The sequence below is a fragment of the Streptomyces sp. NBC_01214 genome (assembly GCF_026340975.1).
Taxonomy (GTDB): domain Bacteria; phylum Actinomycetota; class Actinomycetes; order Streptomycetales; family Streptomycetaceae; genus Streptomyces.
Genome location: NZ_JAPEOS010000003.1, coordinates 1,942,260 through 1,965,619 on the forward strand (window position 1 = coordinate 1,942,260; position 23,360 = coordinate 1,965,619).

Sequence of the window (23,360 nt, forward strand, 5' to 3'; positions counted from 1 at the left end):
GGACGCAGGGAAGGGGGGAGAAAGGGAGGGCGGCGGGGCTGGCGGGTCAGCCGACCGTCCACTTCTGGTTGGCGGCGCCGGTGCAGGTCCAGGTCTGCAACCGGGTGCCGTCGGCGGAGGAGTTGCCCTTGGCATCCAGGCACTTGCCCGCACCGGTGTTGGTGAGGTCACGGGCGGCGGTGTACGTCCACTTCTGGGCGTTGGTGCCGTTGCAGGTGTAGAGCTGGACGACGGCGCCGTCGGCGGTGGAGCCGCCCGCGACGTCCAGGCACTTGCCGAGGGCGCGGACGGTGCCGTCGCCCCCGATGGTCCACTGCTGGGCCGCGCTGCCGGTGCAGTCGTGCAGCTGGATGGGGGTGCGGTCGGCGTCGGAGCCGCCGGCGACGTCGACGCACATGCCGCCGATGCCACGGATCGGGCGTGCGGCGGGGGCGCCGGCTGAGGAGGCGCGGACGTAGTCGACGGTCATCGTCTGCGGGAAGGACGTGGAGGCGTCCGGGCTGCCGGGCCAGTCCCCACCGACCGCCAGGTTGAGGATGACGAAGAACGGGTGATCGAAGACCCACTTGTTGCCGCCGGTGTCGGCCGGCGTGAGGGTCTTGTACGTAGTGCCGTCCACCGACCAGACGAGGGAGTTCGGGCTCCAGTCGACGGCGAACACGTGGAAGTCGTCGGCGAAGGCACGGCCGCCGGGCAGGTTGTACGCGGCGCCGAGGCCGCCCGCTCCGGAGTAGCCGGGGCCGTGCACCGTACCGTGCACGGTGTTGGGTTCGCGGCCGATGTTCTCCATGATGTCGATCTCGCCGCTGTTGGGCCAGCCCACGCTGCCGAGGTCGTTGCCGAGCATCCAGAAGGCGGGCCAGATGCCCTGGCCGCGCGGGATTTTGATGCGGGCCTCGAAGCGGCCGTACGCCTGGGTGAAGGTTTTGGCGGTGTTCAGCCGGGCCGAGGTGTACTGGCACTGCCCGTACCAGCAGCCGAGGCCGGCGTCGGTGTTCTTCCGCGCGGTGATGACGAGGTTGCCCTGGCCGTCGAGCGCGGCGTTCGAGGTGCTGTTGGTGTAGTACTGCAGCTCGTGGTTGCCGAATCCCGAACCGCCGCTCTCAAGTGTCCACTTGGCGGCGTCAGGAGCCCGGCCGGCCGCGCCGTCGAACTCGTCGGACCAGGTCTGCGCGACAACTGCGGCACCGGCGGGCGGGGCGACCGAACGGGTGAAGGACATGAGCACCGCCGCGACCAGGGCGGTGGTCACGAGGAGCACCACTCCGCCGAGAGAGCGGCGACGTGCGCGATGAGCAGCAGCCATGGGCATGGTTCCTTGTCTGGGTGGAGGAGGGGTGCCAGGCCGGGCGAGCCGTGAAGAATGACAGGAGAGGTGCGAGAGCGCTCTCAAACGTGACGCAACGTCACCCGAGGCAGTGAGTATTACGGAGGGGTAACCGTCATGGCAATGTCAGACGTCACTCCTCGCACGCCCCTGAGCTGCGGTTTTCTCTTGTGGTTTTCGGCTTAACGATCTCTTAAGGCTGGCTTGATGCAGAGAGGTGTGAATCGGAGCCTCCCGTGATCGTCGGCCGGCCGGCCGCCGCGGGTACTCCGCGAGGGCGTCCGGACCGCGTGCTCCCGGCCGCGCACCCAGCCCCGGCCGACGGTTCCTCGTTCATGCGTTGGTGTCCGGCGCCGCGCAGCCCGTCGATCGGTGCACCGGCGTTGGTCCGCGACACCAGACACCTCGACGAGCAGCGCCGCCGGCCCCGTACGGGAAGCCGGGCGACAGGTCCTTCCGGGTGCTCGCGCCCGGAAGGACCTGTCGCCGCGCCGACCTCAGGCGTGTGCAGATTCAGGCGGTGTGCAGCGTCAGGCCGTAGCGGCCGAGGATTTCGTTGATCGGCTGGAACCACGTCTGGCCGCCGGACGAGCAGTTGCCCCAGCCGCCGGAGGTGACGCCCTGGGCCTGGTCCCCGCTGAGGAACGAGCCGCCGGAGTCGCCTCCCTCGGCGCAGACGCTGGTCTTCGTCATCTGGTAGACGGCGCCCTGGCTGTAGTTGACGGTCTCGTTCTTGGCGAGGACGGTGCCGCAGCGCCAGTGCGTCGTGGACCCCGACCGGCAGATCGAGGCGCCCACGGGTGCCTCGGCGGAGCCGCGTACCAGCTGGTCCGGGATGGTGCCCCAGCCGAGCACCACCGGTACGGTCCACCAGCCGCTGTGGATGCCGACGTACGCGTAGTCGTCGCCGGGGAACGAGGATCCCCGGAAGGTGCCCATCGCGGACCCGTCCCAGCCGCGCACGGCGGCCCCCGCCTGCCCGCAGTGCCCAGCCGTCACGAAGCCGCCGTACACGGAGAAGCCGATCGAACAGCGGACGTTGCCGGTGTAGTACGGGTCGCCGCCGACGGTGCCCGCGGCGTACGTACGGGGCGCCTGCGCCGTCTCGGCGACGGTGACGGGGCCGTCGGCCCGGGCCCGGTCGACGAACGCCCGTACGGCGGGGGCTTCCCGCTCAGTACGTACGACCGTGACGACGACGCTGTTGGTCCGCGGGTCGACGTGCCAGCCGGCCACCCCGGTGGGCGCGCCCAGCGTGTCCAGGCGCGCTTTGGCGCGGTCCAGCGCGGCGGCGCTGTGCCGGACGAGGCGGGTGTCGGCGCCCAGTGCCCGCACCTTGGACTCCGCCGCGCGGTCGGCCACCGCGACGACGAGCCGGCCGGTGGAAGGCTCGTACCAGGAGCCGCCGTACGCACCACCCGCGGCCTGCCGTGCGGTCTTCTCCAGGGTCGCGGCCGCCCTTTCTGCGCTCAGCCGTTCCTCGGCCTGGGAAGCGGTGAGCCCGAGGTCCCGGCGCATCGCGTCGAGCAGTCCGGCCGAGGCGGACGGAGCTGCGGCGGACGATGTCGCAGCGGGCTCCGGAAGCGGGACGGCGCTCGCCACGCCAGCGTGGGCGGCGTCCAGGCCGACGGTCAGGAGCAGGGCGGCGACTGCGGCGCGTAAGGGGGTGGTGTGTTTCACGAGACCTCCTGGCGTGGGGATCGAGCGCTTGAGAGCGCTCTCACAGAGTGTCGGGCGCTACGCTAGCCGACCCTCTTTGTCAGGTCCATACCAAATTCCTCGGCCGCGGCGGCACCCGCGCGACCACTCGGTCACCGCGGACTGCACCGGCGCCGAGGGGCGACTTCGTCACCGACCTGACCGACGTCGCGGTCGCGGTCGTGGACTGGTGGATCACATGGACCATCTCGACGCCCTGGTCAGCGCGTTCGCTGCAGAGGGCGTAATCGACGCCGTACCTTGCAGGGGCCCGGGCTCCGCCCCTTTGAACCTGGTACCCATCGCGCATGAGCCAGTTCCGCGACTTCAACCTCAAGCTGCTCGTCATCGAGGAGCTCAAGTACGGTCCCCGGCCCACGACCGGCCCGCGCGGCTGGCCGAGCGGGGGATCGGCGACCCCGCGTCCCACCCACTGGAGAATGGCCTCCGCGGAGAGGTGCTGTTGGAGCCCGGGCCCATTTCCAGGCCCTCGAAATACCGGCCGAACTGCTCGCCGGCGTCGAGGAGCCCCGAGCTGTCGGTGACGGCCGGGCCTGTCGCACTCCGACATCGGCGGCGGGGTTTGGCGACGGGTGTCACCCGCTGAGGTCGAACGCGCCCCACGCGGTGAACAGCTCGGTCTGGACGTAAATCCTGCTTCCCCGCCCCCGCTCCACCACCCCAGCCCGTGCAGCGAGCCGGTGGTCGGCGGCCACCGCAAGGACCCGCGGGTCGGTGCACAGGGTCGGTCCGACGGTGAAGTCCGGCTCTTCCACTGGCAGCCAGACGACCATGACGTCCGTGGCGCCGCCGCGGAGCTGGCCGAACGGATCGGTGAGGGCCGCCTGACGGATCTGGAGGCCCCAGTGCGGGTGGCGCGCGCGGAACGCCTTCCAATAGGGCTGCAGATCGGCGATGTTGAAGGGCATCGGGCTCACGCGGAGCTGTGCGGTGATGCCGCGGGCGGCCAGCTGGGCGCGCTCCAGGGATTCGTGCAGGCCCGTGTAGACCGGTCGCAGGTCGTCGCGGAACTGCCGGCCGACGTCGGTCAAGCTGACCGAGCGGCTCGTGCGGGCGAACAGCTCGGCACCGATGCGCCGTTCCTGCTTCTTGATGGCCTGGCTGACGCGGGCCTGGGAGACATGCAGCCGTTGTGCGGTCCGGCCGAAGTGCAGCTCTTCTGCCGGCACGAGGAAGATCTCGATGTCCCGCAGTTCCACCGGCCCCCGGCCCTCCGCCGATAATCCAGCGGTTATCGAACCGCATGGAAGTGCGGCTTGATCATATGCGCGGACTGCAAGATCGTTTGAGGCGGGCACGCACGCATGAAGAAACGTGAACGCCGCCTTCGTCCGGCCCGATGAGTGATGCCATCGACCTGAGCGTGGTGTACGCGGTGCACGGCGCGCTGCGCCGGGAACGGCCCCTTGGCCTGCCCACCATCCGACCACTCCACTACCTGACTACGCATCAAGGAGAGCACCCGATACAGAAGTTCCAGCCCCCGGCGGGATCGCGGCCGTTGTGGAGATACCCGCCGGACGCATGAGCATCCTCGCTGCCGACCGTGCGCCGAGACCACCGCCGAGGTACGCCCACGCCGGGAAGGACCGCGATGTGGCGGCCGCGGAGCAGACTACGGTCGAATTCGGCGACGGCCTGCTGCGTGTCATTGCGCCGGCGGCGACGAACCAGGTGCTCAGCAGCCCCGGATCCATCGAGGTGACGCTTCAACTCCCCGCCGGCTCCGGCGTCGAAACCACCTCCGCACCACCTCCGCCGCCGCGAGGTGCGCACCGAGGGCCGGCGGCGACGTGGCGGTTCATGGCGCTCATCGACACATAGCGATCGTCGACGTAGAAGGCCGGCGCCTCATCCCCGTCGAGGGCGATGTCCACGTCGGCCGGCTGGGCGTCCCCGCGGAGATCTCCACCGCGCGGGGCGGCATCATCATCGGCGAGGCGGTGCGCGGCACGGTGGTGCTCCGTACCCAGCACGGCGACATCTCGTCGCCGCCCCCCGGCACGGGCGCGTCAGCGACCCCCTGAAGAACAACGGTTCCCCCGTACTGAAGATCAGAGCCACCAGCGGCAACGGCGACATTTCCGCCCGCAGTCTCTGATCCCCTCATCCGTCACCCCCTCCTTCCCTCCTCCTTGCCCGACACGTCAACCCGACCAGGGAGTACTCCACCATGTCTCAACTCACCGCCGCAGGGCAGCGCAAGATCCGCGACGTACTGGCCCGCCACGTCGACTCCGGCAAGATCCCCGGCGTCGTCGCCCTGTTTAGCAAGGACGACGAGACGCACGTCGAGATGCTCGGCACGATGGAGCATGACAGCGGTGCGCCGATGCGCCGGGACACCATCTTCCGGATGGCGTCCACCTCCAAGCCGGTCTCGATAGCGGCGGCGATGGTGCTGCTCGACGAGTGCCGGCTCCGGCTGGACGACCCAGTGGACCGATGGCTGCCGGAGCTGGCCGACCGCCAGGTGCTGAAGGCGTTCGACGGCCCGATCGACGACACGGTCCCCGCGCACCGTCCGATCACCGTCCGGGACGTGCTGACCTCCACCTTCGGCCTCGGTATGGACATGACCTCCATCGGTACGCCGATCATGAACGAGGTCTTCGCACAGGGGCTGACGCCCAACCTGCCCACGCCGATGCCTGAGCAGGACGAGTGGCTGCGCCGCCTGGGCGCCCTGCCGCTGATGCACCAGCCCGGAGAACATGGCAGTACCAGCTCGCCAGCGACCTGGCCGGCGTACTGGTCTCCCGGGTGACCGGCAAGACCTTCGAGGAGGCGCTGCGCGAACACGTCTTCGGCCCGCTGGGGATGGAGGACACCGGCTTCCACGTCCCGGACGACAAGATCGACCGGTTGCCGGTCCTCTACGCGCCCGACCCGGAGTCCGGCGAGTTCCACGTATGGGACGAATCCAGGGGAGGCCGTTGGAACGTTCCTCCGGCGTTCCAAGGCGGTGGCGGTGGTCTGGTCTCCACCGCGGACGACTACCAGGCCTACTTCAAGATGCTGCTGAACGGCGGCAAACACGGCGGCGAGCGCGTTCTGTCTAGGCAGGCAGTGGAGCTGATGACCACCAACCGCCTCACCCCCGCGCAGAACGCCGCCCGCACCGAGCTGGCCACGAATAACGTCCACATCTCCTTCGGCCAGGGCCAGCACGGCGGTTGGGGCTTCGGGATGGCGGTGCGGACCTACCGCGGCGACTACGCTCCCGTCGGCCAGTTCGGCTGGGACGGCGGCGCCGGCACCTCCACCTACGCCGACCCCGTGAACAACGTCGTCGGTATCCTCCTCACCTAGGTCGGCACATCGGTCCCCGACTCGGTCCACCTGATGCACGACTTCTGGACCACTCTGTACCAGGTGATCGAGGACTGATCGCCCAGCAATTCCGTTCCCTCAACACATGCGGACGGGGCAGTGACCGGATTCGGTGGGTGTCGAGGAATCGCGCGCCTGAGCCACCGGCAGCGTCACGGCCCTGTCGGCTCGCCGGCCGAGCCACCTGCGGGGGTGGGGCGCCGGTGGGGTGATCGAAGAGGACAAGGAGCCATTCATCACCCCGGGTTTCCACGGTAGGCCGGCTGCGCGGAGCGCTGCGGCCATGGCGAGGCCGAAGGCGTGCCGGAGCCCCGGCAGATCGTGGGGCGAGGGGCGGCGGCGCGGCGGGAGCCGCGCCGCCGGGGAGTGGGCTGATGTCTTCGGGCAGCCAGTCGACCACGACTGCGCGCGTGCCGGATCAGGTGGCACGCCTTCGGAGCCGGTGGCGATCTCCTGGAAGCCGGCGTCGGACAGCACTGCGCGGACGCGGGCCAGCAGTTCCTCGCTCTGATCCTTCACGCGGAGGCTCTGGATCTGCAGTCCTGGGCTGTCTGCGCCTGCTGGATGCCGAGTGCCCCCAGGACGGCGTTCAGGTGTGGATGAGGCTGTTGGGGCCGTCCTGGCCGTCGGCGGTGTCGTCGTTGGACCAGTGGTCACCGGCCGCGAGGTAGCGGAAGGAGTGGCTGCGGCCGGTGGGGAGTTCCAGGGTGACCGCCCGGTTGCCGTCCTTGCGCGGGGTCAGCGCATGAACCCCCGGACGACAGTCGTTGAAGTCACCGACGACGCTCACCTCCGCCGAAGGGGTGTCGGCGGGCAGGACGAAGGTGACCCTGGCAGTGGTCTTGCGCAGGGCGCGTTCCAGACGAAAGGCCTGACAGACAGGGGGAGCGAGGATACGAGTCCATGCTCGGTGCAGCACCGGAGCCGTGCACACTGACGCCGCCGCCGGGTCACCCGGCCGCCGCACACTGGTGCTCCCCGGCGCTCTCTCCGCTCAGATCGAGTACAGCGTCGTCGAGCACCGCTTCAGGTTCGTGCAAGGTCCCGCCCCCTTGTCAGGAGAGTCTGCCTGCGACAAGTTTGCGGGGGAGGGGGCACCAGATACGTACAGGTCTTGCCGGAACCCGGCTACACGGCCGCCGGGAGCGGCGTCTGGTCCCAGGTCCGACCCTCCAGAGTTAGGCCACCCGCCTTGGGTGTGTGACCGCCCCACTGCTCCGCGATCGCGACCCCAGAGGTTGCGCCAGAAACGCCTTCCGACCCCACTCGTCAGAAGCGCGGCCCGACAGTGGGATGCGAGACCAAGGCACAGGCGGCGAACTGCAGTTGCGCTTCCCAAGCTGCCGCGTCGAGCCCCAGCGTGTACTCGATGCAGCATGCGCATGGGGGGAGTAGCGCCACGAATGCTTGCTCCTCGGCGGTCTCGACCTCTATCTCCGACCACTCGTCCGATGCCAACCCGGCGAGATCCACTTCCCCGGCGGTGAATCGCGTAGCCAGCCTGCGCAGCGCGTATCGTCGGGCCAGGTGGTGATCGGGCAGAGTGATCCCCAATTCTTCGAGAGCCTGCTCGAATGTATCGCGGATGTCCCGGGGGTCCGCATGACGCGGCAGGCCAGCGAGCTCGCGCAGGGTCGGCGTGTCCATTCCCATGGCGAGTGCCTGGGCAGCGGTCATCGGCAGGTCTTCCGGACACACCTGATCCGCCTGGTACAGCCACGCTGCCTCCACCAGGGGCGGATAGGCGCTACGGACAGGGCTGTCAGGTTCGGATGTGTCGTCTATCGCTGCCATGGTTCAAACGATGCCAGCAGGGCCCGCGAAAGCGCCTGGAAATTTGGACTGTCCCGGCAAACCGCCCTGCGGGCCGACCCACCTCATGCTGGTGCCCCGGTGACGCTCCGCGACCGCTCCCCAAGATCTGTGCCAGAACCGAGTTTTGACGGCACCGCTGACGGCTGAGCCTGCTGCCAGACCCCGGAGAGTGAGCGGGAGGCATGAGATACTTGATCATGCCTGTGACTAACCCGTGGCTGGCCGGCCCGTCACCGAAGAAGCGCCTCGATCGAGATCGTTTGGAAGAGCGGATACTCAATCTGCTGTCGTCGCAGAACATGTGCGTGCTCGCGACGGCAGGGCCGGAAGGGCCTCTGGCGACGCCGGTGCGGTACTTCCACCTCGACTTCGCGGTGATGTTCTCCACGGCTCCCGGTTCGCCGAAGATGAGGAACCTCGCCGCTGACCCAAGGGTGTCGGTGGGGATTTTTGCGCCGCTGGTCGGACAGGCCAGCAGCCGAGGTGCTCAGCTCTTCGGGCGGGCTCGCGTGCTGTCCGAAGACGACCCCGATTTCGAGTACTACTGGCCGGCGTTCCGCTGGCAGTCCGACCATGTCGAACGGTCGCGTTCTCTCGATGAACCAGCATCGGGACCTCTCGTGGTAATCGAGGCCGAGCGGATCGTCTATACCGAGCACTGGCTGCGGCGCGAGGGTTTTGCGCCGCGTCAGTTCTGGACCAAGCCGGGCCGGTAGTCCGGCATCCCTGGTCGGCTGTCTGGGCGGTCAGCCCGCCTTGGCCGATTCTTCGGCGCGGGCTCGGGTGCTGGCGAGACGGGATCGATGGGAACAACAACTCCTTCAGTCGGAGCATGACCTCTTCCACGGCCCCGAACTATCAGCCCAACCGCTTTGCCCACGGACCATTTTCGGGCGACTTCACGTACGGCTCGAAGGGGCCCGGATGTCACTCAGAGTGGTCACACCACAGAAGTTGAGCCAGGGCCCTCTCGTGAACATCCAAGGGCCCCAAGATCCGCAACTGCCGCCCAATCCAGCAGACAAACGCTGCTGCTGAACGGGTTCTGGCTCAGCTTCTGTGGTGCAGCCACGCTGAGTGACCGGATCGGCTCGGGAATGACAGATCCCGGTGGCGAGAACAAACCGCTGGTCATTCCCCCGCCCCAACGGCCGACCCCTTGCTAAGGAACTGTTTCGCTGCCTCAACTGCTTCCCCGTTGAGTTCCTCGACGGAGACGCCCCAGCTCTCCTCCCAGCCGTTCAAGTTGTGCGCGCAGTGGACGAGGGGTTCGAGTTCCACGGGGTAGCCGAGGTCATAGGCGATGTCTGCCCAGATGAGGTGGGTGCCGACTGCGGGATCCAGGGATCCGTCGGCGATCTGACCGGCGACCCAATGGGCCATGGCCCATTTCGCGGCCCGTGGGTCAGCGGGCGGGTGGAAGAGCAGTCCCAGCTCCTCCAGCACCTGGTCGAAGAGTGCCGGAGCCTCGGGCTCTTCGCGCCGGAGGAGACCGGCCAGCATGGCGAGGGAGGGGCTCTCGACGCCGGCGATCAGCGCGTCCAGCCCAGCCTGGATGAGCCGGTCCGACCCGACGTGCCTACCGAATGCCCTCTCGCGCGCCATGTGGTTGAGCTGCTTGAGAGCGTCGTCGCGGGTCATCACAGTCTTCTCGATCGGCCATCCGGGAGAAGGAGACTCGCACATTCTCAGACGCTGCTGCCATCGAGTTCCTCCTGCGTGTTCGCCGATCAGGACATGAGAACCCGTTTCCGCAGGAGGGCGAAGCCCGCGCGACCGAACATCTGGCGCTTGAGCATTTTGATCCTGTTGACATGTCCTTCAACGACGCCTGAGTTCCAGGGCAGGGTCAGGCCGGCGATGACGGCGTCCCGGTCTCGTTCGATTCCTGTGGCGAGGGTGTGGAGGCTGGGGAGGTCGTCCTGTCGGACGGCGTCGAGCCAGTCCGGCAGCTGTTCGCCCTGGCGCTCGGTCAGCATGGTCGCGAACGACCGGACGTGGCGGGTGAGGGCGGCGATCTCGGGGCAGTTGGCTGAGATGTTCTTGAGCTGGAGTTGCTCCGGTTCGGTCAGGGTCTCGGGGCGGCGGAGGATCCATCCGGCGACTGAGCGGGGCGAGGGGGGCCGGGCCGCCACCGGACGGGGTGATGTCCGTTTGAGGTGCAGGTAGGCACGGACGCGTCCGTAGCTTCCCTGGTAACCGAGGGGGACGACCTCCTCCCATAGCTTCCAGGCGTTGGTGCAACCCTCACTCCAGCGGTCGTCGAGGTAGGGCTTGTACTCGTCCAGGATCGAGGACCGGTTCTGCCACTGGCCGGTGAAGAGGTCTTCCGGTCGTGCGGCGTCGGCGAAACGCTGAACGGTGCGGTATGTCATGCCCAGCTGACGTTGGATCGAGCGCCGGCTGTGCCCGGCCTCGATCAGGGCATGGATCGTGGCGTGCCGGGCTCTGGTGCGATCCGCGTAGCGGCTGCTGGTCGCCCACGGCGAGGTCGCGGGCTCGGCTGCCGGAGCCGGTTCTGTGTCGGGCTGCGGGGCAATGGGAACGAGTACGTGCAGGCAGCGACGGTGCTGGGAGACGCTTCGCTCGGCGGCCTCGCTGAGGTTGTGCCACAGGTGCCACCGGTCGGCGACCTGGACTGCCTGGGGTGCGCCGACGGTGGCACCCTCGGCGAAGAAGGGCGCCCGGTCCCGGCAGATCACCTCGATCCCAGGCCGCTTCGCGAGCCACGCTGCGAGGCTGGCCGATTCCCGGTCGGGCAGCAGGTCGACCGGCCGGCGAGTCTCGACGTCCACCAGAACGGTCCCGTAGTGCCGTCCTTTGCGAGTCGCGTACTCGTCGACACCGACCACCCGCGGGTCGGGCGGCTCCGGTTCCGGCAGTGCGTCGACCAGGCGCAGGACCGTACTCCGGCTGACGCCGACTCCGACCACCTGGGCCATGCGGGCACCGGCCCGGCCGGCCAAGGCCAGACCGATGTCGGACAGCGTCGAGCGAAGCCGCTCCGTCCGCTGGCCGTGGCGACGTGTCAGCCCCGGTATCTGCTCGACGAACGTCCGCCGACCACAGGAGGCATTCGGGCAGGTGAACCGCCGCACTCTCAACCGGAGAACCACACTCCTGCCACCGCTCGGCACGTCAGTAGGAAACCGCAGGTAGGACCCATGAACGTCGTCCGACCACGTCCCGCACAACGGACACGACGCGCCTACCGCCGAGCCCTGGACATCAACGCGCACTATCGCGATGTCCACGTCTACCGACAGCACGACCACGTCTGCCACCGACGGGAACAGTAGATCCTTCAACCGAACTGCAAGGTCATCCACGGCTCCGAACTGTCAGCCCAACCATCCGGACGGACAGCCATTTTCGGGCGACCTCGCCAACACCTGTCACTGTCGCCGCCGTTACTCACCGTGGCCGGATCACAGAACTTGAGCCAGAACCGCTGAACGTGAACAAAGCCAGACACCACGATGCTCACCGACGTGCTCACGGGCTGGGACCGCGGAGACCTTGGGCGGCCGCACCCTGCTGGCGGGGGCCGGCGCCTGGGGTTGATTCCGGCGCCGCCGGGCTGCTCACACCACTACGACCGGCCTCGCCGGGGCCGGACGGCCGGTCCGCACCTACACCCTGCTCGGCGTCCGCGCCGCTGACGGTCAGCCGGTCCACCTGCCCAGTAGCCGTCCCGCCGGCACCCGGATCGCCTGGACCGGCCCCGTCGGGGAGAAGGAGGAGTTCGAGCTGACCGACGGGGTACTGCCGGACGGCACCTACGCGGCGGAGCGGGTGGCGGTGTACAGGATGCAATGAGGAGCTGCGCCACGTGGCCAGCTGGCTTGCCCGGGAGCACCGGCGCCTCCGGCGGCACCCCCTCTCTCCAACGGGCCGCCCTACCCGCGCGGCGAGGTCACCCTCGGGCGGCACACGTGCAGGGGCCGGCGGGATAGCTCGTCGACACCTGAGGGCCATCGGAGGGTCGCGTAGGTCAGGTAGTCCGTGCCGGCTCGGTCGGCGTAGAGCCAACGTGGTAGATGATCCGTTTCTGCGGGCCCAGAAGTGCAGTTCGCCCGGGCGGAGTTCGCCGCGGGCGACGGGCCGGTGGGCGGTGCGGGGGAGCTGGGCGTGGGGCCAGTAGGCGTATGGACGAGGCTGCTGCAGCCCTCGTGCCCTGGAGCCGTCGGGCCCTCGGCCTCGATCCGGAGATCTCCGACGACCCCGGCCGCCGCAAGGGCCAGGGCTTCAAGGTCGTTCCCAATCGTTGGATCGTGGAACGCACCTTGGAGTGGATCACCCGGCGGCGCCGCTGCCTGCGCGACGCCCCCGGCCGTGGGGGTGCGGTAGACGGGGCGGTCAGTGTTCGAGGTCGGCGCGCATGGCGGCGAAGAGGCGGGCGGCGTCGGCCGGGGTGGTGTGGGGGAAGAGTGCGACGGCGGCGGTGTTGGTGTCGGACCAGCCGCAGATGACGTCGGTGGTGGTGGCGGACTCGGGCAGGCTGAGGCACTCGAGGGATCCGCCGAATGGGCCGGGCTGGTACGGCTTGGCGGTGGTGGGGGTGCCGGTGGAACCGTTCTGCAGCGCGTAGTCGATCAGGCCGCGCCAAAGGTGCTCGCGACGCTTGTTCGGGTCCTCGGGAACGCTGTCGACGCCAACGAAAAGGATGCGGCGGCCGGAGGTCTGCCCGGCGCGGTTGTAGTCAGCGACCACCAGGTGCATGCCGTCACGCATCTCGCCCGGGTCAACCGGGACGTCGGAGACCGCGCTGGCACCGGTGGCCTTGGTGAGCCCGCCGGCGGTGGCGGCCTCGGCCAGCGTGTGCTTGCCCGAACCGGCGGGCGAGGTGGAGGAGGCGGGCGCGGAGACAGTGGCGGTGGCGACGGGAGGGGCAGGAGGGGCTTCGGCTTCGGCCGCGGGGTCGCAGGCGGTCAGCGTCAGCGTGGTTGCGAGGGCGATCGTGGCGAGGAGGGCGCGGGGACCAAGGACGGGCATGGCAGAGTCTCCCGGGGTGTGGTGGTCGGCTGGGCTGCTGGGCCCAATGGCCGCACGCTAGTGGCCGACTGGGCGGGCGGGTGCCCCGAGCCCAGTTCCCTTACAGCACTGGGACATGGTGGTGACGCAAGGGAGCGGTAGCGCTCGACCGAGCGCTGACTGACCCCGAGCTCGGCCGCGACGGCGCTGGTCGTTCCTCAGCTGCCTCATCAGGAAGTTGATGCGGCCCTTCAACGTCTTGGGCGGCTCCCGCGTGAACGTCTCCCGGTCCGCGCGCTCCAGGGCGTCCTCGATGTCACCCACCGTCTACTCCCCTTCGTTCAGGCCGGCGTCGCTGCGCTCGATGGGCCTGGCCGGGTCCAGCCCCTCCTCCGTCAGCTCCACCGCCCACGGGGGATGCCACCTCTGGTCAGGTTTCGACGTAGGCGACCATGACGACGGTGCGCAGTGCGGTGATGAAGTACAGGACGCGGACGTCCTCGATCTCGTCGGCGTACTGGCGAAGCTCAGGGCTGATGCAGTCCGCGGGGATCGGTACGCCGATCTCCGGGTTCACGGAGATGGCGACCAGAGCGCGGTCCAGGGCGTGGATCTCGCGCTCGGTGGTGAGGTCTTCGAGCTGCTTGGCGGCGGAGTTGCTGAACGCGATCCTGGCGCGTCGTGCGGCCATCAGGCGACGACCGGTCGCTGGGCGGCGAGCCGGGCGAGATGCGCCTCCCGTAGCTCTTCCCAAGGTGCGCACCCCTCCACCGGCGGGGGGCCGTTGGCGGCGATGTCCTCGCGTTCTTCGCCACTCGGGACTGCCCATGCAAGGGCGAAGACGAGGACTGCGAGGAGCGCGGATGGCAACTCACGCCCCGTACCGCCGACTTGCTCCACACGGCACTGGTCGTCCTCGCGGATCAGGCATACGACGACGCGCAGCATCTGGGGGACCAGTTCCTGTCAGTCGCCGACTCCGCAACCTGGGGGGTCTTCGACCGGCTGCCCCCGCTCACCTGGACAGCCGACCACCGCTGGCGGCGTCGGATGGCGCGCTCCTTCGACGACGTGGCTGGCGACCTCGTCAAGGGAAACTGGCCCAACCCCAACTTCACCGCGGAGGAGATGGCCCTGCACCTGGCCATCGAAGACGCCCCGACCTACCTCGAAGACCGCCCTGCAGAGGACGACCACAACACCCTCCTGGAACACGAGGACGACGACTACGGCTGGGACGGCTGCTCCGACCTGATGTTCCAGGACCACGATGTCCTCATGCTCTTCCACTCCAAGTACACCGGCATCGAGGACAGCGACCACCCCGCGAACCAGTTCCTGGATGTGGGCGATCTTCGAGAGGCTGCCTGGTTCGACCCATTCGACAACCGCGGCATCCGGGACCCCCAGCGAGGCCTCCGGCGATAGACCACAGTTCCTCGCGCTGGTCTGCTGGGGCCAGTGCGAGGAACACCAGCCGTCTACGGCCGCGCCCAGTCGACGCTGAGTGCGGCGAGCCGCGGCGGGCTGTGTCTGGTCGGCACCCCGGTCCCCCTGCCGGCGGGCTACCTGGAGGCAGCGAGCGCGGCCATCGACGCCGCCAACAGCATGGAGCACGCACTTCAATTCATTGCCGCCACTCCTCCCACGATGAGTGACTCCGCGGCCCAGCCGTCCGGACTGCTGTCCCTGCCGACGGTGTACATCAACCCCAACGGCCCCGTCGTGACGCGCACCGTCGGGAGCGACAGCACCGGAGGAGAGGGTTTCTTCTTTCGGTAGCACATCTGCGCCCTCGACGTGAACGGCCTGGTCCTCGAAACCCAACTGGACCGAGTCCGCGACCGGTTCCGCCCGACGGCGGATGACCTCGTGCCGTTCTTCGCCAGCCCGGAGCATGCTCCGGAGACTCGGATGCGCGGTCTCGCCCACGCCTTCGAGGCCTCGTATCCGCCGCCGCGCTGCCGGCGGCCGCCCACGACGGGGACCGTCACCACCAGCGGCCGCGGGGGGAGATCAGCCGGGTCCAAGCCGACAGCCCCGGACGCGAGGACCGCTCCAATCGCTCCCTGAACAACGAGTGGGTGGAGACCACCAACACCACCCGCAACCCGATCAACCTCCGCGGCTGCACCCTGCGCGACGACCGCGGCCGCACCGTCGACACCGAGACCTGGGGCCGCGGCCGCTAACCCCCACCAGCCGGAGGCCGCACACCACGTGGCGGAATCTGCGCGAGGTGACCCACCCGCAGCCGGACCACGCGGCAACCGACAGCTGGCCGGCACACGCACACGGGCCGTCGCCCCTACCGGGCGACGGCTGGCAGTGCTGCACGCAACGGGCAGTTCCCCGCCCCTAGCTAGTTCCGAGCTTGGTCGCGTTCGTGCGAAGCCAGGTCTATAGGTAGAGGCTTGGGTCGTTGGGCGACAGATAGGTGGGCAGGACGCCGTCGATGCACCCGCCGAGCAGGGATTTCAGGTATGCGCGGTGTTCGGTGCGCAGGGCGCTGGGCAGGTTCTTGACGCACCAAGTCTTGGCGTTGGTCTGGTCGGCCGTGAGCGCCCCCGTGAGAGTTCCGTCCTTGTTCTCGGCGGCCTCGCCGGCGGGGAGCTGGGCGACTTTCTCGTTTCGCTTCCCGTAGGAATGTCCGGCCAGGTAGGCGTCATAGCCGGGGCCGCTGAATGTGGGCGACGGACTCGCGGTCGCACTTGCACTCGCGGTGGCGGAGGAGCTGCTGCTGCCGGGGGTACAGCCGGTGGCGCAGGCGAGGGCGGTGGTGATGGCGAGAGCGATCAGGGCCCGGGCGGGCACGGGACTCCTCTACTGGGCGGACACGTCGGTGTGACGACTCTTCGATGTGCCCGTTGCTGGCGGGCGTCGGCCGTGTGTCGACCTAGTGCCGGCGGACCACTTCGGCGAGACCGATGAGTTCCGCGCGCTGTTCGTCGGCCAGGCCTTCGCCCGTCATGCTGTTCATGGCCTCGCGGACCGCCTTCGCGATCTCCCACTTGCGGTGGTTGTTGTCCGTCAGGAACGGCATCAGCTCGCTGATCGGTGTGGTCGTCACCCCGGGCAGCAGCAACAGTTCTACCGCGCGCAACAGCCTTTCCCGGTCCTCGCTCATGCATCCCCCACCTCTCGTTGGTCTCTCCGCCCGACGCTACCGGGGAACCTCTACGCCAGGCGGGCGTTCGGGTACACATCCCGCCTTGCACGGCCGACCCGGCCCCGTACTGGAGGTGGGACAGCTACGGGGCGGCGTACGCCTGCGGCATGGGGGTCACCCGGACCGTCTTCGGGTCGGAGGGCGGCGTGAGAGCGTGTTGATGCAGCGTTCGACGGTGTTCCGCTGCTTGTAGGCCTCGCGGTCGAAGCCTGGCGGCCGACCGCCTTTGCTGTCGAGTCGTCTGCGGTTGGCAATCTGGTCGGCCGGCTGCGGGATCACGGCCCGGATCCTGCGTTTGCGCAGGTGCTCGCGGATCGCGCGGGACGAATACGCCTTGTCGGCCAGCACGACGACGGGGCGGGATCGCGGCCTGCCTTTCGGCCTCGTCACCCGGATTGCGACCATGACCTGTGTGAACGCCGGTGCATCCCCGGCCCGGCCTGGAGTGAGGACGAACGCGAGCGGGCGGCAGCGGCCGTCGGCGGCGAGGTGGATCTTGGTGGTCAGCCCGCCGCGGGAGGTGTGCCGGTGCGGTACTTGAACGCGATAGCGTCGATCACCTGCCGGTGATCCCGCCACCGCCCACCACGCTTCGGCGTCCGATCTGGCCGCAACGGCTCAATCCGTGTCCACTGCGCGTCAGTCAACGACACACATCAACCGACGATCAGATGATTGATAAGAAACGGCCTCTAGGTCTGTCGGCAAAGTGATCCTATGTTATGGATCATGGTCGGGTGATACGTCGCCATGAACTGTCGGACGCTGAGTGGGAACTCGTGCAGCCGTTGCTGTCGCAGCCTGCGCTGGGGCGGCCGCGGCTGGACGACCGGACGGTCCTGAACGGGATCGTGTGGAAGTTCCGGACCGGGGTCGCCTGGCGGGACGTGCCCAACCGGTACGGGGCGTGGGCCAGTCTCCACACGCGTTTTCGCCGCTGGGCGTCGGACGGAACATTCGAGCGGATGCTCCAGGCCGCGCAGGCGCAAGCGGACGCGGCAGGCGACATCGAGTCGTCTCTATGCAGCTGCTACTCACCCACACTCGTGCCGCTGAGGACTCTGGTGCGAGTCGCTGGATCAAGATGGCGAGTCGAGGAGTTCTTCCAGTCCGGAAAGGGTCTGACAGCCCTGGACGAGCACCAGGTCCGCCGCTACCCGTCATGGTCCCGCTGGGTCACCCTCGCCATGCTCGCGCACACTCGGTGTCGATGGCGGCGGCGAGTTGGTCGGCGCGGGCTTCGAGTAGTGCCTTCAGCTCGCAGTAGTGGGGATGGTCGTCCGTTTGTCTGAGCCAGGCGCAGGTGAATCTGCGGTGGTACTTCCAGAGGCGGCAGGCTTCCGGGTCGGTTGCGATGTGCGAAGGGCATGGGGAGAAGAAGTACTCGCCCATGGGTGGCGCGGGCCCAGATGCAGGCGAAAACGGCGAGTCGTTTCGGGTCGTCGGTGATGGTCCGGTTTCCGGGCTATTGCTTCAGGCGCGGCTCCTTGCCCGGGTCCTACACCTCGCGTCAGCTCGTCGTCTAGATGACCTTTTGGTTCAACTATCAAGCCATGCGGCGGCTGCTCTGTGCCTGCTTGCGACGTACGAGTAGCTTCCTTGATAGCGGGGCACACCCGCGCTCCGCAGCGCTAGGAGGACCCGTGCTTGTACGAAACCGAATCGCAGCGGTAACCGCATCGATCGCCCTCGCCGCAAGCGGGCTACTTGCTATGGCGCCGAACGCCTCAGCAGCGACCTCGAAACTCGGGGGTTGCAAGTACCAGTACCTGACTGGCAGCCAAGGGCATGACGGTGCGAGCTTCAGGTGCACAAAGGGCGAACGCTACGAGCGCTACCGGGTTGTGATCCATTGCACGACGATCGGAGGCTACGAGTACCCGCACTACGGCCCTTGGGAGTGGACGAAAGGCACGTCCACCGCGTGGTGCGCCCTGGGAGACCGTCGGGTCGGCGCAACCAGCGAAACAAGCTGACCTTGCGCGACGTTCCGTGGCATACAACGGGACGTCGCACACGCGTCCTCGAGGGTGGATCTGAAGCGCCAAGGCTCCTCCCGGGTGGCCTTGGGGTATCTGTCTGGTCTGTGACGACCACGCGGAACAGCAGCCCGGCGGTCTCGAAATCAGCCGTGCCCAGGCGTACCGACTCTTGGACGTCGCCCGCGCCCCGGCCACGATCCACGGCGCCGCCGGCGCCAAGCTGTCTCGCATGCGATACACCGGCACGGGCGCCGCGGCCACGCTCGACTACGGCCTGTCCCAGCGGGCTCTGACCACCGTCTCCGGCCGCAGCGGCGACGTAGCGGAGCTGATCACCCACCGACTCCTCACGCTCACCCGCAGCAGCCTCCAGGCCCTCGATGAGCCCACGGTGCGCGCCGTGGTCCGCCAGGCCGTCGCCGGTGCCTGGGAGGCTCCAGTCACGCCCGGCGCCCCGGTGATGACGACGTCGGCGCTCTGAACCGCGGCGACAGTCCGGACTGGCGCCGAAGTGGCAGCGCTGGCTGCAGGCGCAGCTATTCCGATGGCAACAGCAGCGATCGCCGAGATACCGGCGGCGTGCAGAGTAGTGCGCTTCACGCACACGCTTTGGTGCGTAGCCGGGGAAGAAGGCATGCAGGTGCGCTGGCGATGGTTCCAAACAAACCCTGCCCCGCGGTCTTCTTCCCCGTAATTCTCCCCGAATCCGACCCGGTTGGTCTGGCCGGGGCGTACTTAAGGAACATATCCCGCAGCTCTGTGTCTGATCAATTGACGAGCGCGGTGAACAAGATCACGGGTGACACGCCCCCGAACCCTTTGACGCTACGGGCGATTCTCGACTATCTCCGCACGCGCGGCCAACAGTATTGGCCTTCACGGCTGCAAGACGTTGAAGAATCCTTCACCGGGAGACAATCGAACGATATTTCCGACCCGATTAAATTGAAACAGAAAACACATGTCGGGAAAACGCCACGGCTGAAACCTGCACCCTCGTGCCACCCGCCTGTCGGAAAACGGTATTTCAGTGGCGCAATTCTTCCCTTTCGTATCCGGATCGGTCAAGATCGTGCGATCTAATATTCCAGCCGTAGATCGTGATCTGTGACTGCTCCTCGTCTGCTTGATCGGGCGCGGTCGACCAGCCGTCCGATCCCGTGCGGTGCGCGGCGACCGTCCGGCGGATTCCGCTGCTCTGGGGGAACCCGGCCAAGGATCCGCCACCGGCCTGAGAAGGGGCTCACCTCCGCCGCGCTGCCGGGGAAAAGCGCCCGCGCACGCTGCCAGCTCGTTCACGAGGGCGGAGAACTACAGTTGTTCTCGCGCCACGCCCGTCGTTCCGGGCCTGCGGTCGCCGTGCGATCGGCGGCCGGGCTCTGAGCCCCCGTTGACCAAGGATCAGTTGGCGGGCGGGCCGTCAGCGAGGGGATGCATGTTCCGAAGTGACCGATTGTGGAGTTCCATGGATTTCAGAGCGCAGGTACCGCCGCGAAGGCTCGGGCCGTTCCCGCTGACCGAGGAGGGCATCGCTGCCCTGCTGGGCCGGTACGAGTTCGGGGACTCCTGTGTTCGGAGGGTCGTACTCGACCAGGAGTTCGGCGCGCAATCGCGGGGCCGGGCGGTCCGGATCGTCATCGATGCCCAGGTGAGGGACGAGGATAACCTCTGGGAAACCGTCTGCCTGGACTTTGAGGGAGTCTCGCGCTTCCGGATCGACGAGAGCAAAGGCTTTGCCTGGGTGCTGTACGACCCTCCGATGTTCTCCCGCTTCGACGACCAGTTGTACGTGGACTTCTGCGCCGAGTGGTTCGACGGTCCGGGGCCGGCCGACGCGGAGCAGGTGTTCGAGTGGTCGCAGTTGGTCTTCGCCATAACAAGTGGCTCCTGGAGCGTGCTCCAGGACTGGGGCGACCGAACAATGATTGCGCCACCACGCTGAGGCTCCGGCGTGCGTCAGCGGCCAGGGCCGGCGTCTGGGGCAACCTCACGGGGTCCCCGGCCGATCCGGTGTGGGGAACCCTGAGCGCCTCTCCACGAGGCAGCTTGGTCGGCTCCGGCTGAAGCTAACTCCAGTCGTGGATCGTGCTCTTGCCAGCGAGGGCTGGCGCTGGGAGGGGTGCGGTCATCGTTGATCATCGGTGTGTGAAAACAGAAGATCATGCGGTGGCCGCAGGTCGCAGCGTAGACCCTGCCCGTTGGCACAAGGCGTTCGAGGTTCTGATGGGCCGGATCGCAGGCCGGTTCAGACGGGTCGAGCCCCGGCGCCGGGTTCGGCAGCTCGTGTTCGGGCTGCTGTCGGATCTGCCGCGCAAGAACTGCTGGACCATAGCCGAATGGGCCGGAGAGGCAAGTCCAGACGGGATGCAGCACCTGCTCGGCCGGGCCAAGTGGGACGCCGACCGGATTCGCGACGACGTGCGCGAGTACGTGGTGGAACATCTGCACGACGACGAGGCGGTGCTGGTGGTCGATGAGACCGGGGACGTGAAGAAGGGCACGCACACGGTCGGCGTCCAGCGCCAGTACACCGGCACCGCGGGCAGGATCGAGAACTCACAGGTCGCCGTCTGGGCCAGCGCGAGGGTGAAGTAGACGACGACCCGGGACGGCAGCAGCCGCAGCCTCTTCTCCCGTGACCCGGTCTCCTCGATCACCGCATCCACCAGCACGAAGTCCACGATCTGGGTCAACTCACCCAAGTGGCCAGGCGCGTACACACCCCCGGCCGCCTCGACCGTGCGCGTGATGACAGACTTCTTCTGCAACGGGACTCCCGATGATCTTCTTGATAGACACAAGCTGATCTATCAGGACGTCCCGTTGCGGCATTCCCCCAGAGCTTGACCTGCGACTCAACACTCAAACGCACGGTGTTGATCGTCTTCTCTTCTTGCGATCTTCGAAAGCAGACCCGATGAATCGTGTTCGTCCCCGCGAACGCACGGGCCGCAGAGGCCTCGCGTTCCTGGCCACGGCCTTATTGGCCTGTGCCTCGACGGTGCTGCCGGTTGGCGCCGCCGCATCGACGGCCGTGCCCGCAGCCGCGGCCGCGCCGCCGAAGGCGAGCACCCTGTTCGACGACTTCAACTACACCAGCCCGAGCGATCCCGCCCTCGCTGCGCACGGCTGGACCGTGCGCAGCGATTCCGGCGGCCCCGGCCCCGGGACGAACTGGTCCCCGAGCAAGGTCAGCTTCCCCGACGACGCCTCCGCGCAGGGCAAGCGGTCGATGCTCCTGCAGGCCACCACCGACGGCACCGCCGCCGGTACCGCCCAGGCCCAGATCCAGACCACCCGACACAAGTTCTACTCCGGCACGTACGCCGCGCGCGTCCACTTCAGCGACAAGCCGACCACGGGTCCCGCCGGCGACCACCCCGCTCAGACCTTCTACGCCATCGGCATGAAGAAGCCAGACTCGCTGTACAGCGAGATCGACTTCGAGTACGTCCCCAACGGCGGCTGGGGTGACCTCGGCCCCTCCCTCTACACCACCGCCTGGAACTACCCCGCCGAGCAGCCCACCGACGCGGACCGGGTCTTCCGGAAGGACGAAGCCCCCAGGTCGCTCCAGGGGTGGCACACCCTGCAGATGACGGTCGACAATGGCATGGTCGCCTATTACGTGGACGGCCGGCCGTTCTTCTCGACGACCACGTACTCCCCGCGCCAGCTGATGACCATCAACTTCAACCACTGGTTCACCGACCTGACGCTCCCCGGCCAGAGCCGTACCTGGGATCAGAAGGTCAACTGGGTCTACTACAGCGAATCCGGCGCCATGAAGCCGGCCGAGGTCGACGCTGCCGTCAACGGCTACTACGCGAGCGGCACCCACTTCGTCGACACCGTCGCCGAGAAGAAGAACCCGGAGCACGACTACAACGGAGACGGCGTCAGTGACGTCTCGCTGTTCTACGACTACGGCCGGTCCACTGCCTCCGGTTGCGCCCAGAACGGCGCCAAACGCACCGCGCTGTTCGCCCTGCCCGGCAGTCCCGACCGGTCCGGCAACTTCGGCGGCGACCGCATGGAATCCCTGTGGGACGGCCCCTGTGAGCCAGTCAACCCGAAGTTCGTCACCTCCGGCGACTACAACGGCGACGGCAGGAGCGATATCGCCGCGTTGTACGACTACGGCACTACCGGCTCCACCTGTGTGCACAACCACGTGGCGATCGTCGCGTGGCTGGCCGAGACCGACGGCACCCTGAAGCCGGCGCCCAAGCCGGCCTGGGAGAGCTTCTGCTGGGGAGCCGGCACGAAGTTCCTGACCTCCGGTGACTACAACGGCGACGGCACGAGCGACCTCGGCCTCCTGTACCACGACGGCGACGAGCGCCTGCGGCTGTTCACCATCAGCGCCGACAAGAACGGCAGCGGGTTCGGCGACCTGGTTTCCCGATGGGAGGGGACCAATTGGGGCAGCCGCACCAAGTTCGTCGCGTCCGGCGACTACAACGGCGACGGCAAGGGCGACCTGGCCCTCTTCTTCGACTACGGAACTGACGGGTCCACCTGCGCCGGCGGCGCCCACCAGGCCATCTTCACCCTCACCGCGGACGCTGACGCCCGAGGCGGCTTCAACGGCGGCGGCAACCCCACGAAGATCTGGAAGAACAGCTGCTGGGGGGAGGGGACGAAGTTCCTGACCTCCGGTGACTTCAACGGTGACGGCAAGAGCGACCTCACCCTGTTCTACGACTACACCGCCGGGCACGTGAGCCTGTACACCCTCAGCGCCCACGCGAATGGCGACGGCGGCTTCAGCCTCCCGGTCGCCAAATGGGACCGGACCGATTGGGGTCCCGGCACCAGGTTCCTCACCACCGGCGACTACAACGGCGACGGCAAGAGCGACATAGCCCTGTTCTATGACTACGGCACCATCGGCGCCACCTGCGGGGGCGATGCCCACCAGGCCGTTTTCGCCCTCAGCGCCAGCCCCTACGGCACCGGCGCCTTGCAAGACTTCCGCAGGCCCTGGGATCACACCTGCTGGGGAGGCGGCACCGTGTCCATGAACTGACCGAATCCC

The 23,360-nt window shown here is 68.0% G+C and carries 19 protein-coding genes and 8 pseudogenes; 12 read left to right on the plus strand and 15 right to left on the minus strand.

The window, feature by feature from the left end; all coding sequences use genetic code 11:
- Positions 1-46: 46 nt before the first annotated feature.
- The 3 genes from OG594_RS45490 to OG594_RS45500 all read right to left on the minus strand — a co-directional run bounded on the left by OG594_RS45490 (position 47) and on the right by OG594_RS45500 (position 4,245).
- Positions 47-1,306: a family 16 glycosylhydrolase gene (locus OG594_RS45490; protein WP_266608544.1), complete on the minus strand. Its 1,260-nt coding sequence runs from the start codon at positions 1,304-1,306 to the stop codon at positions 47-49.
- Between the two features lie 534 nt (positions 1,307-1,840).
- Entirely contained in the window at positions 1,841-3,007 is a 1,167-nt protein-coding gene (locus OG594_RS45495) for a S1 family peptidase (protein ID WP_266608545.1), read from the minus strand.
- Positions 3,008-3,621: 614 nt separating this feature from the next.
- A complete protein-coding gene (locus OG594_RS45500) occupies positions 3,622-4,245 on the minus strand; it encodes a LysR family transcriptional regulator (RefSeq protein WP_266608547.1) in 624 nt (207 codons plus the stop codon).
- Between the two features lie 594 nt (positions 4,246-4,839).
- Here OG594_RS45500 and OG594_RS47290 point away from each other — a divergent pair.
- Both OG594_RS47290 and OG594_RS45510 read left to right on the plus strand, forming a co-directional pair.
- Positions 4,840-5,073: a hypothetical protein gene (locus tag OG594_RS47290; protein ID WP_323185474.1), complete on the plus strand. Its 234-nt coding sequence runs from the start codon at positions 4,840-4,842 to the stop codon at positions 5,071-5,073.
- 146 nt (positions 5,074-5,219) lie between these two features.
- Positions 5,220-6,358 (plus strand): annotated as a pseudogene (locus OG594_RS45510) (serine hydrolase domain-containing protein).
- A gap of 610 nt (positions 6,359-6,968) precedes the next feature.
- Here OG594_RS45510 and OG594_RS45515 read toward each other — a convergent pair.
- Complete coding sequence (locus OG594_RS45515; RefSeq protein WP_266608549.1) at positions 6,969-7,298, minus strand: isoamylase early set domain-containing protein; 330 nt, start codon at positions 7,296-7,298, stop codon at positions 6,969-6,971.
- A 350-nt stretch (positions 7,299-7,648) separates the two neighbouring features.
- The gene (locus tag OG594_RS45520; protein WP_266608551.1) at positions 7,649-8,173 is read right to left on the minus strand and encodes a hypothetical protein; all 525 of its coding nucleotides are present in this window, start codon (positions 8,171-8,173) and stop codon (positions 7,649-7,651) included.
- 218 nt (positions 8,174-8,391) lie between these two features.
- Between OG594_RS45520 and OG594_RS45525 the strand changes: the two genes are divergently transcribed.
- Positions 8,392-8,910, plus strand: coding sequence for a pyridoxamine 5'-phosphate oxidase family protein (locus OG594_RS45525; RefSeq protein ID WP_266608896.1), 519 nt, complete (start codon positions 8,392-8,394; stop codon positions 8,908-8,910).
- Between the two features lie 415 nt (positions 8,911-9,325).
- Here OG594_RS45525 and OG594_RS45530 read toward each other — a convergent pair whose 3' ends face one another.
- Both OG594_RS45530 and OG594_RS45535 read right to left on the minus strand, forming a co-directional pair.
- Complete coding sequence (locus OG594_RS45530; RefSeq protein ID WP_266608553.1) at positions 9,326-9,835, minus strand: hypothetical protein; 510 nt, start codon at positions 9,833-9,835, stop codon at positions 9,326-9,328.
- 89 nt (positions 9,836-9,924) lie between these two features.
- Entirely contained in the window at positions 9,925-11,523 is a 1,599-nt protein-coding gene (locus tag OG594_RS45535) for an ISL3 family transposase (RefSeq protein WP_323185475.1), read from the minus strand.
- Between the two features lie 891 nt (positions 11,524-12,414).
- Here OG594_RS45535 and OG594_RS45540 point away from each other — a divergent pair.
- Positions 12,415-12,507 (plus strand): annotated as a pseudogene (locus OG594_RS45540) (IS5/IS1182 family transposase); the annotation flags it as partial.
- A 46-nt stretch (positions 12,508-12,553) separates the two neighbouring features.
- Here OG594_RS45540 and OG594_RS45545 read toward each other — a convergent pair.
- From OG594_RS45545 to OG594_RS45555, 3 genes and pseudogenes are all read right to left on the minus strand, one after another.
- A complete protein-coding gene (locus OG594_RS45545) occupies positions 12,554-13,189 on the minus strand; it encodes a hypothetical protein (protein WP_266608554.1) in 636 nt (211 codons plus the stop codon).
- A 134-nt stretch (positions 13,190-13,323) separates the two neighbouring features.
- A pseudogene (locus OG594_RS45550) lies at positions 13,324-13,492 on the minus strand (XRE family transcriptional regulator); the annotation flags it as partial.
- 106 nt (positions 13,493-13,598) lie between these two features.
- A complete protein-coding gene (locus OG594_RS45555; protein ID WP_266608556.1) occupies positions 13,599-13,859 on the minus strand; it encodes a hypothetical protein in 261 nt (86 codons plus the stop codon).
- Positions 13,860-14,059: 200 nt separating this feature from the next.
- Between OG594_RS45555 and OG594_RS45560 the strand changes: the two genes are divergently transcribed.
- Positions 14,060-14,596 (plus strand): hypothetical protein, encoded by a 537-nt coding sequence (locus OG594_RS45560; protein WP_266608558.1) that lies wholly within the window; start codon positions 14,060-14,062, stop codon positions 14,594-14,596.
- Positions 14,597-14,629: 33 nt separating this feature from the next.
- A complete protein-coding gene (locus OG594_RS45565; protein WP_266608559.1) occupies positions 14,630-14,950 on the plus strand; it encodes a hypothetical protein in 321 nt (106 codons plus the stop codon).
- Positions 14,951-15,568: 618 nt separating this feature from the next.
- Here the strand turns inward: OG594_RS45565 and OG594_RS45570 are convergent.
- The 4 genes and pseudogenes from OG594_RS45570 to OG594_RS45585 form a co-directional block, all read right to left on the minus strand.
- Positions 15,569-15,982 carry a hypothetical protein gene (locus OG594_RS45570; RefSeq protein ID WP_266608560.1) on the minus strand — a complete coding sequence of 138 codons (414 nt, stop codon included), beginning with the start codon at positions 15,980-15,982 and terminating at the stop codon, positions 15,569-15,571.
- A gap of 82 nt (positions 15,983-16,064) precedes the next feature.
- Entirely contained in the window at positions 16,065-16,295 is a 231-nt protein-coding gene (locus OG594_RS45575) for a hypothetical protein (RefSeq protein ID WP_266608562.1), read from the minus strand.
- Positions 16,296-16,487: 192 nt separating this feature from the next.
- Positions 16,488-16,856: pseudogene (locus OG594_RS45580) on the minus strand (transposase); the annotation flags it as partial.
- Complete coding sequence (locus OG594_RS45585) at positions 16,841-16,990, minus strand: transposase (RefSeq protein ID WP_266608564.1); 150 nt, start codon at positions 16,988-16,990, stop codon at positions 16,841-16,843. The pseudogene OG594_RS45580 and the gene OG594_RS45585, both read right to left, overlap by 16 nt.
- Positions 16,991-17,059: 69 nt before the next feature.
- On the opposite strand from OG594_RS45585, the pseudogene OG594_RS47490 reads away from it, so the two are divergent.
- From OG594_RS47490 to OG594_RS45605, 5 genes and pseudogenes are all read left to right on the plus strand, one after another.
- Positions 17,060-17,293 (plus strand): annotated as a pseudogene (locus tag OG594_RS47490) (transposase); the annotation flags it as partial.
- A 72-nt stretch (positions 17,294-17,365) separates the two neighbouring features.
- Positions 17,366-17,536 (plus strand): annotated as a pseudogene (locus OG594_RS45590) (IS701 family transposase); the annotation flags it as partial.
- A gap of 1,012 nt (positions 17,537-18,548) precedes the next feature.
- A complete protein-coding gene (locus OG594_RS45595; RefSeq protein WP_266608566.1) occupies positions 18,549-18,800 on the plus strand; it encodes a hypothetical protein in 252 nt (83 codons plus the stop codon).
- A gap of 984 nt (positions 18,801-19,784) precedes the next feature.
- Complete coding sequence (locus OG594_RS45600) at positions 19,785-20,261, plus strand: hypothetical protein (RefSeq protein ID WP_266608567.1); 477 nt, start codon at positions 19,785-19,787, stop codon at positions 20,259-20,261.
- A 281-nt stretch (positions 20,262-20,542) separates the two neighbouring features.
- A pseudogene (locus OG594_RS45605) lies at positions 20,543-20,899 on the plus strand (transposase); the annotation flags it as partial.
- Positions 20,900-20,952: 53 nt separating this feature from the next.
- Here OG594_RS45605 and OG594_RS47295 read toward each other — a convergent pair.
- Positions 20,953-21,039: pseudogene (locus OG594_RS47295) on the minus strand (hypothetical protein); the annotation flags it as partial.
- A 197-nt stretch (positions 21,040-21,236) separates the two neighbouring features.
- On the opposite strand from OG594_RS47295, the gene OG594_RS45615 reads away from it, so the two are divergent.
- Positions 21,237-23,351, plus strand: coding sequence for an FG-GAP-like repeat-containing protein (locus OG594_RS45615; protein WP_266608569.1), 2,115 nt, complete (start codon positions 21,237-21,239; stop codon positions 23,349-23,351).
- Positions 23,352-23,360 lie beyond the last annotated feature (9 nt).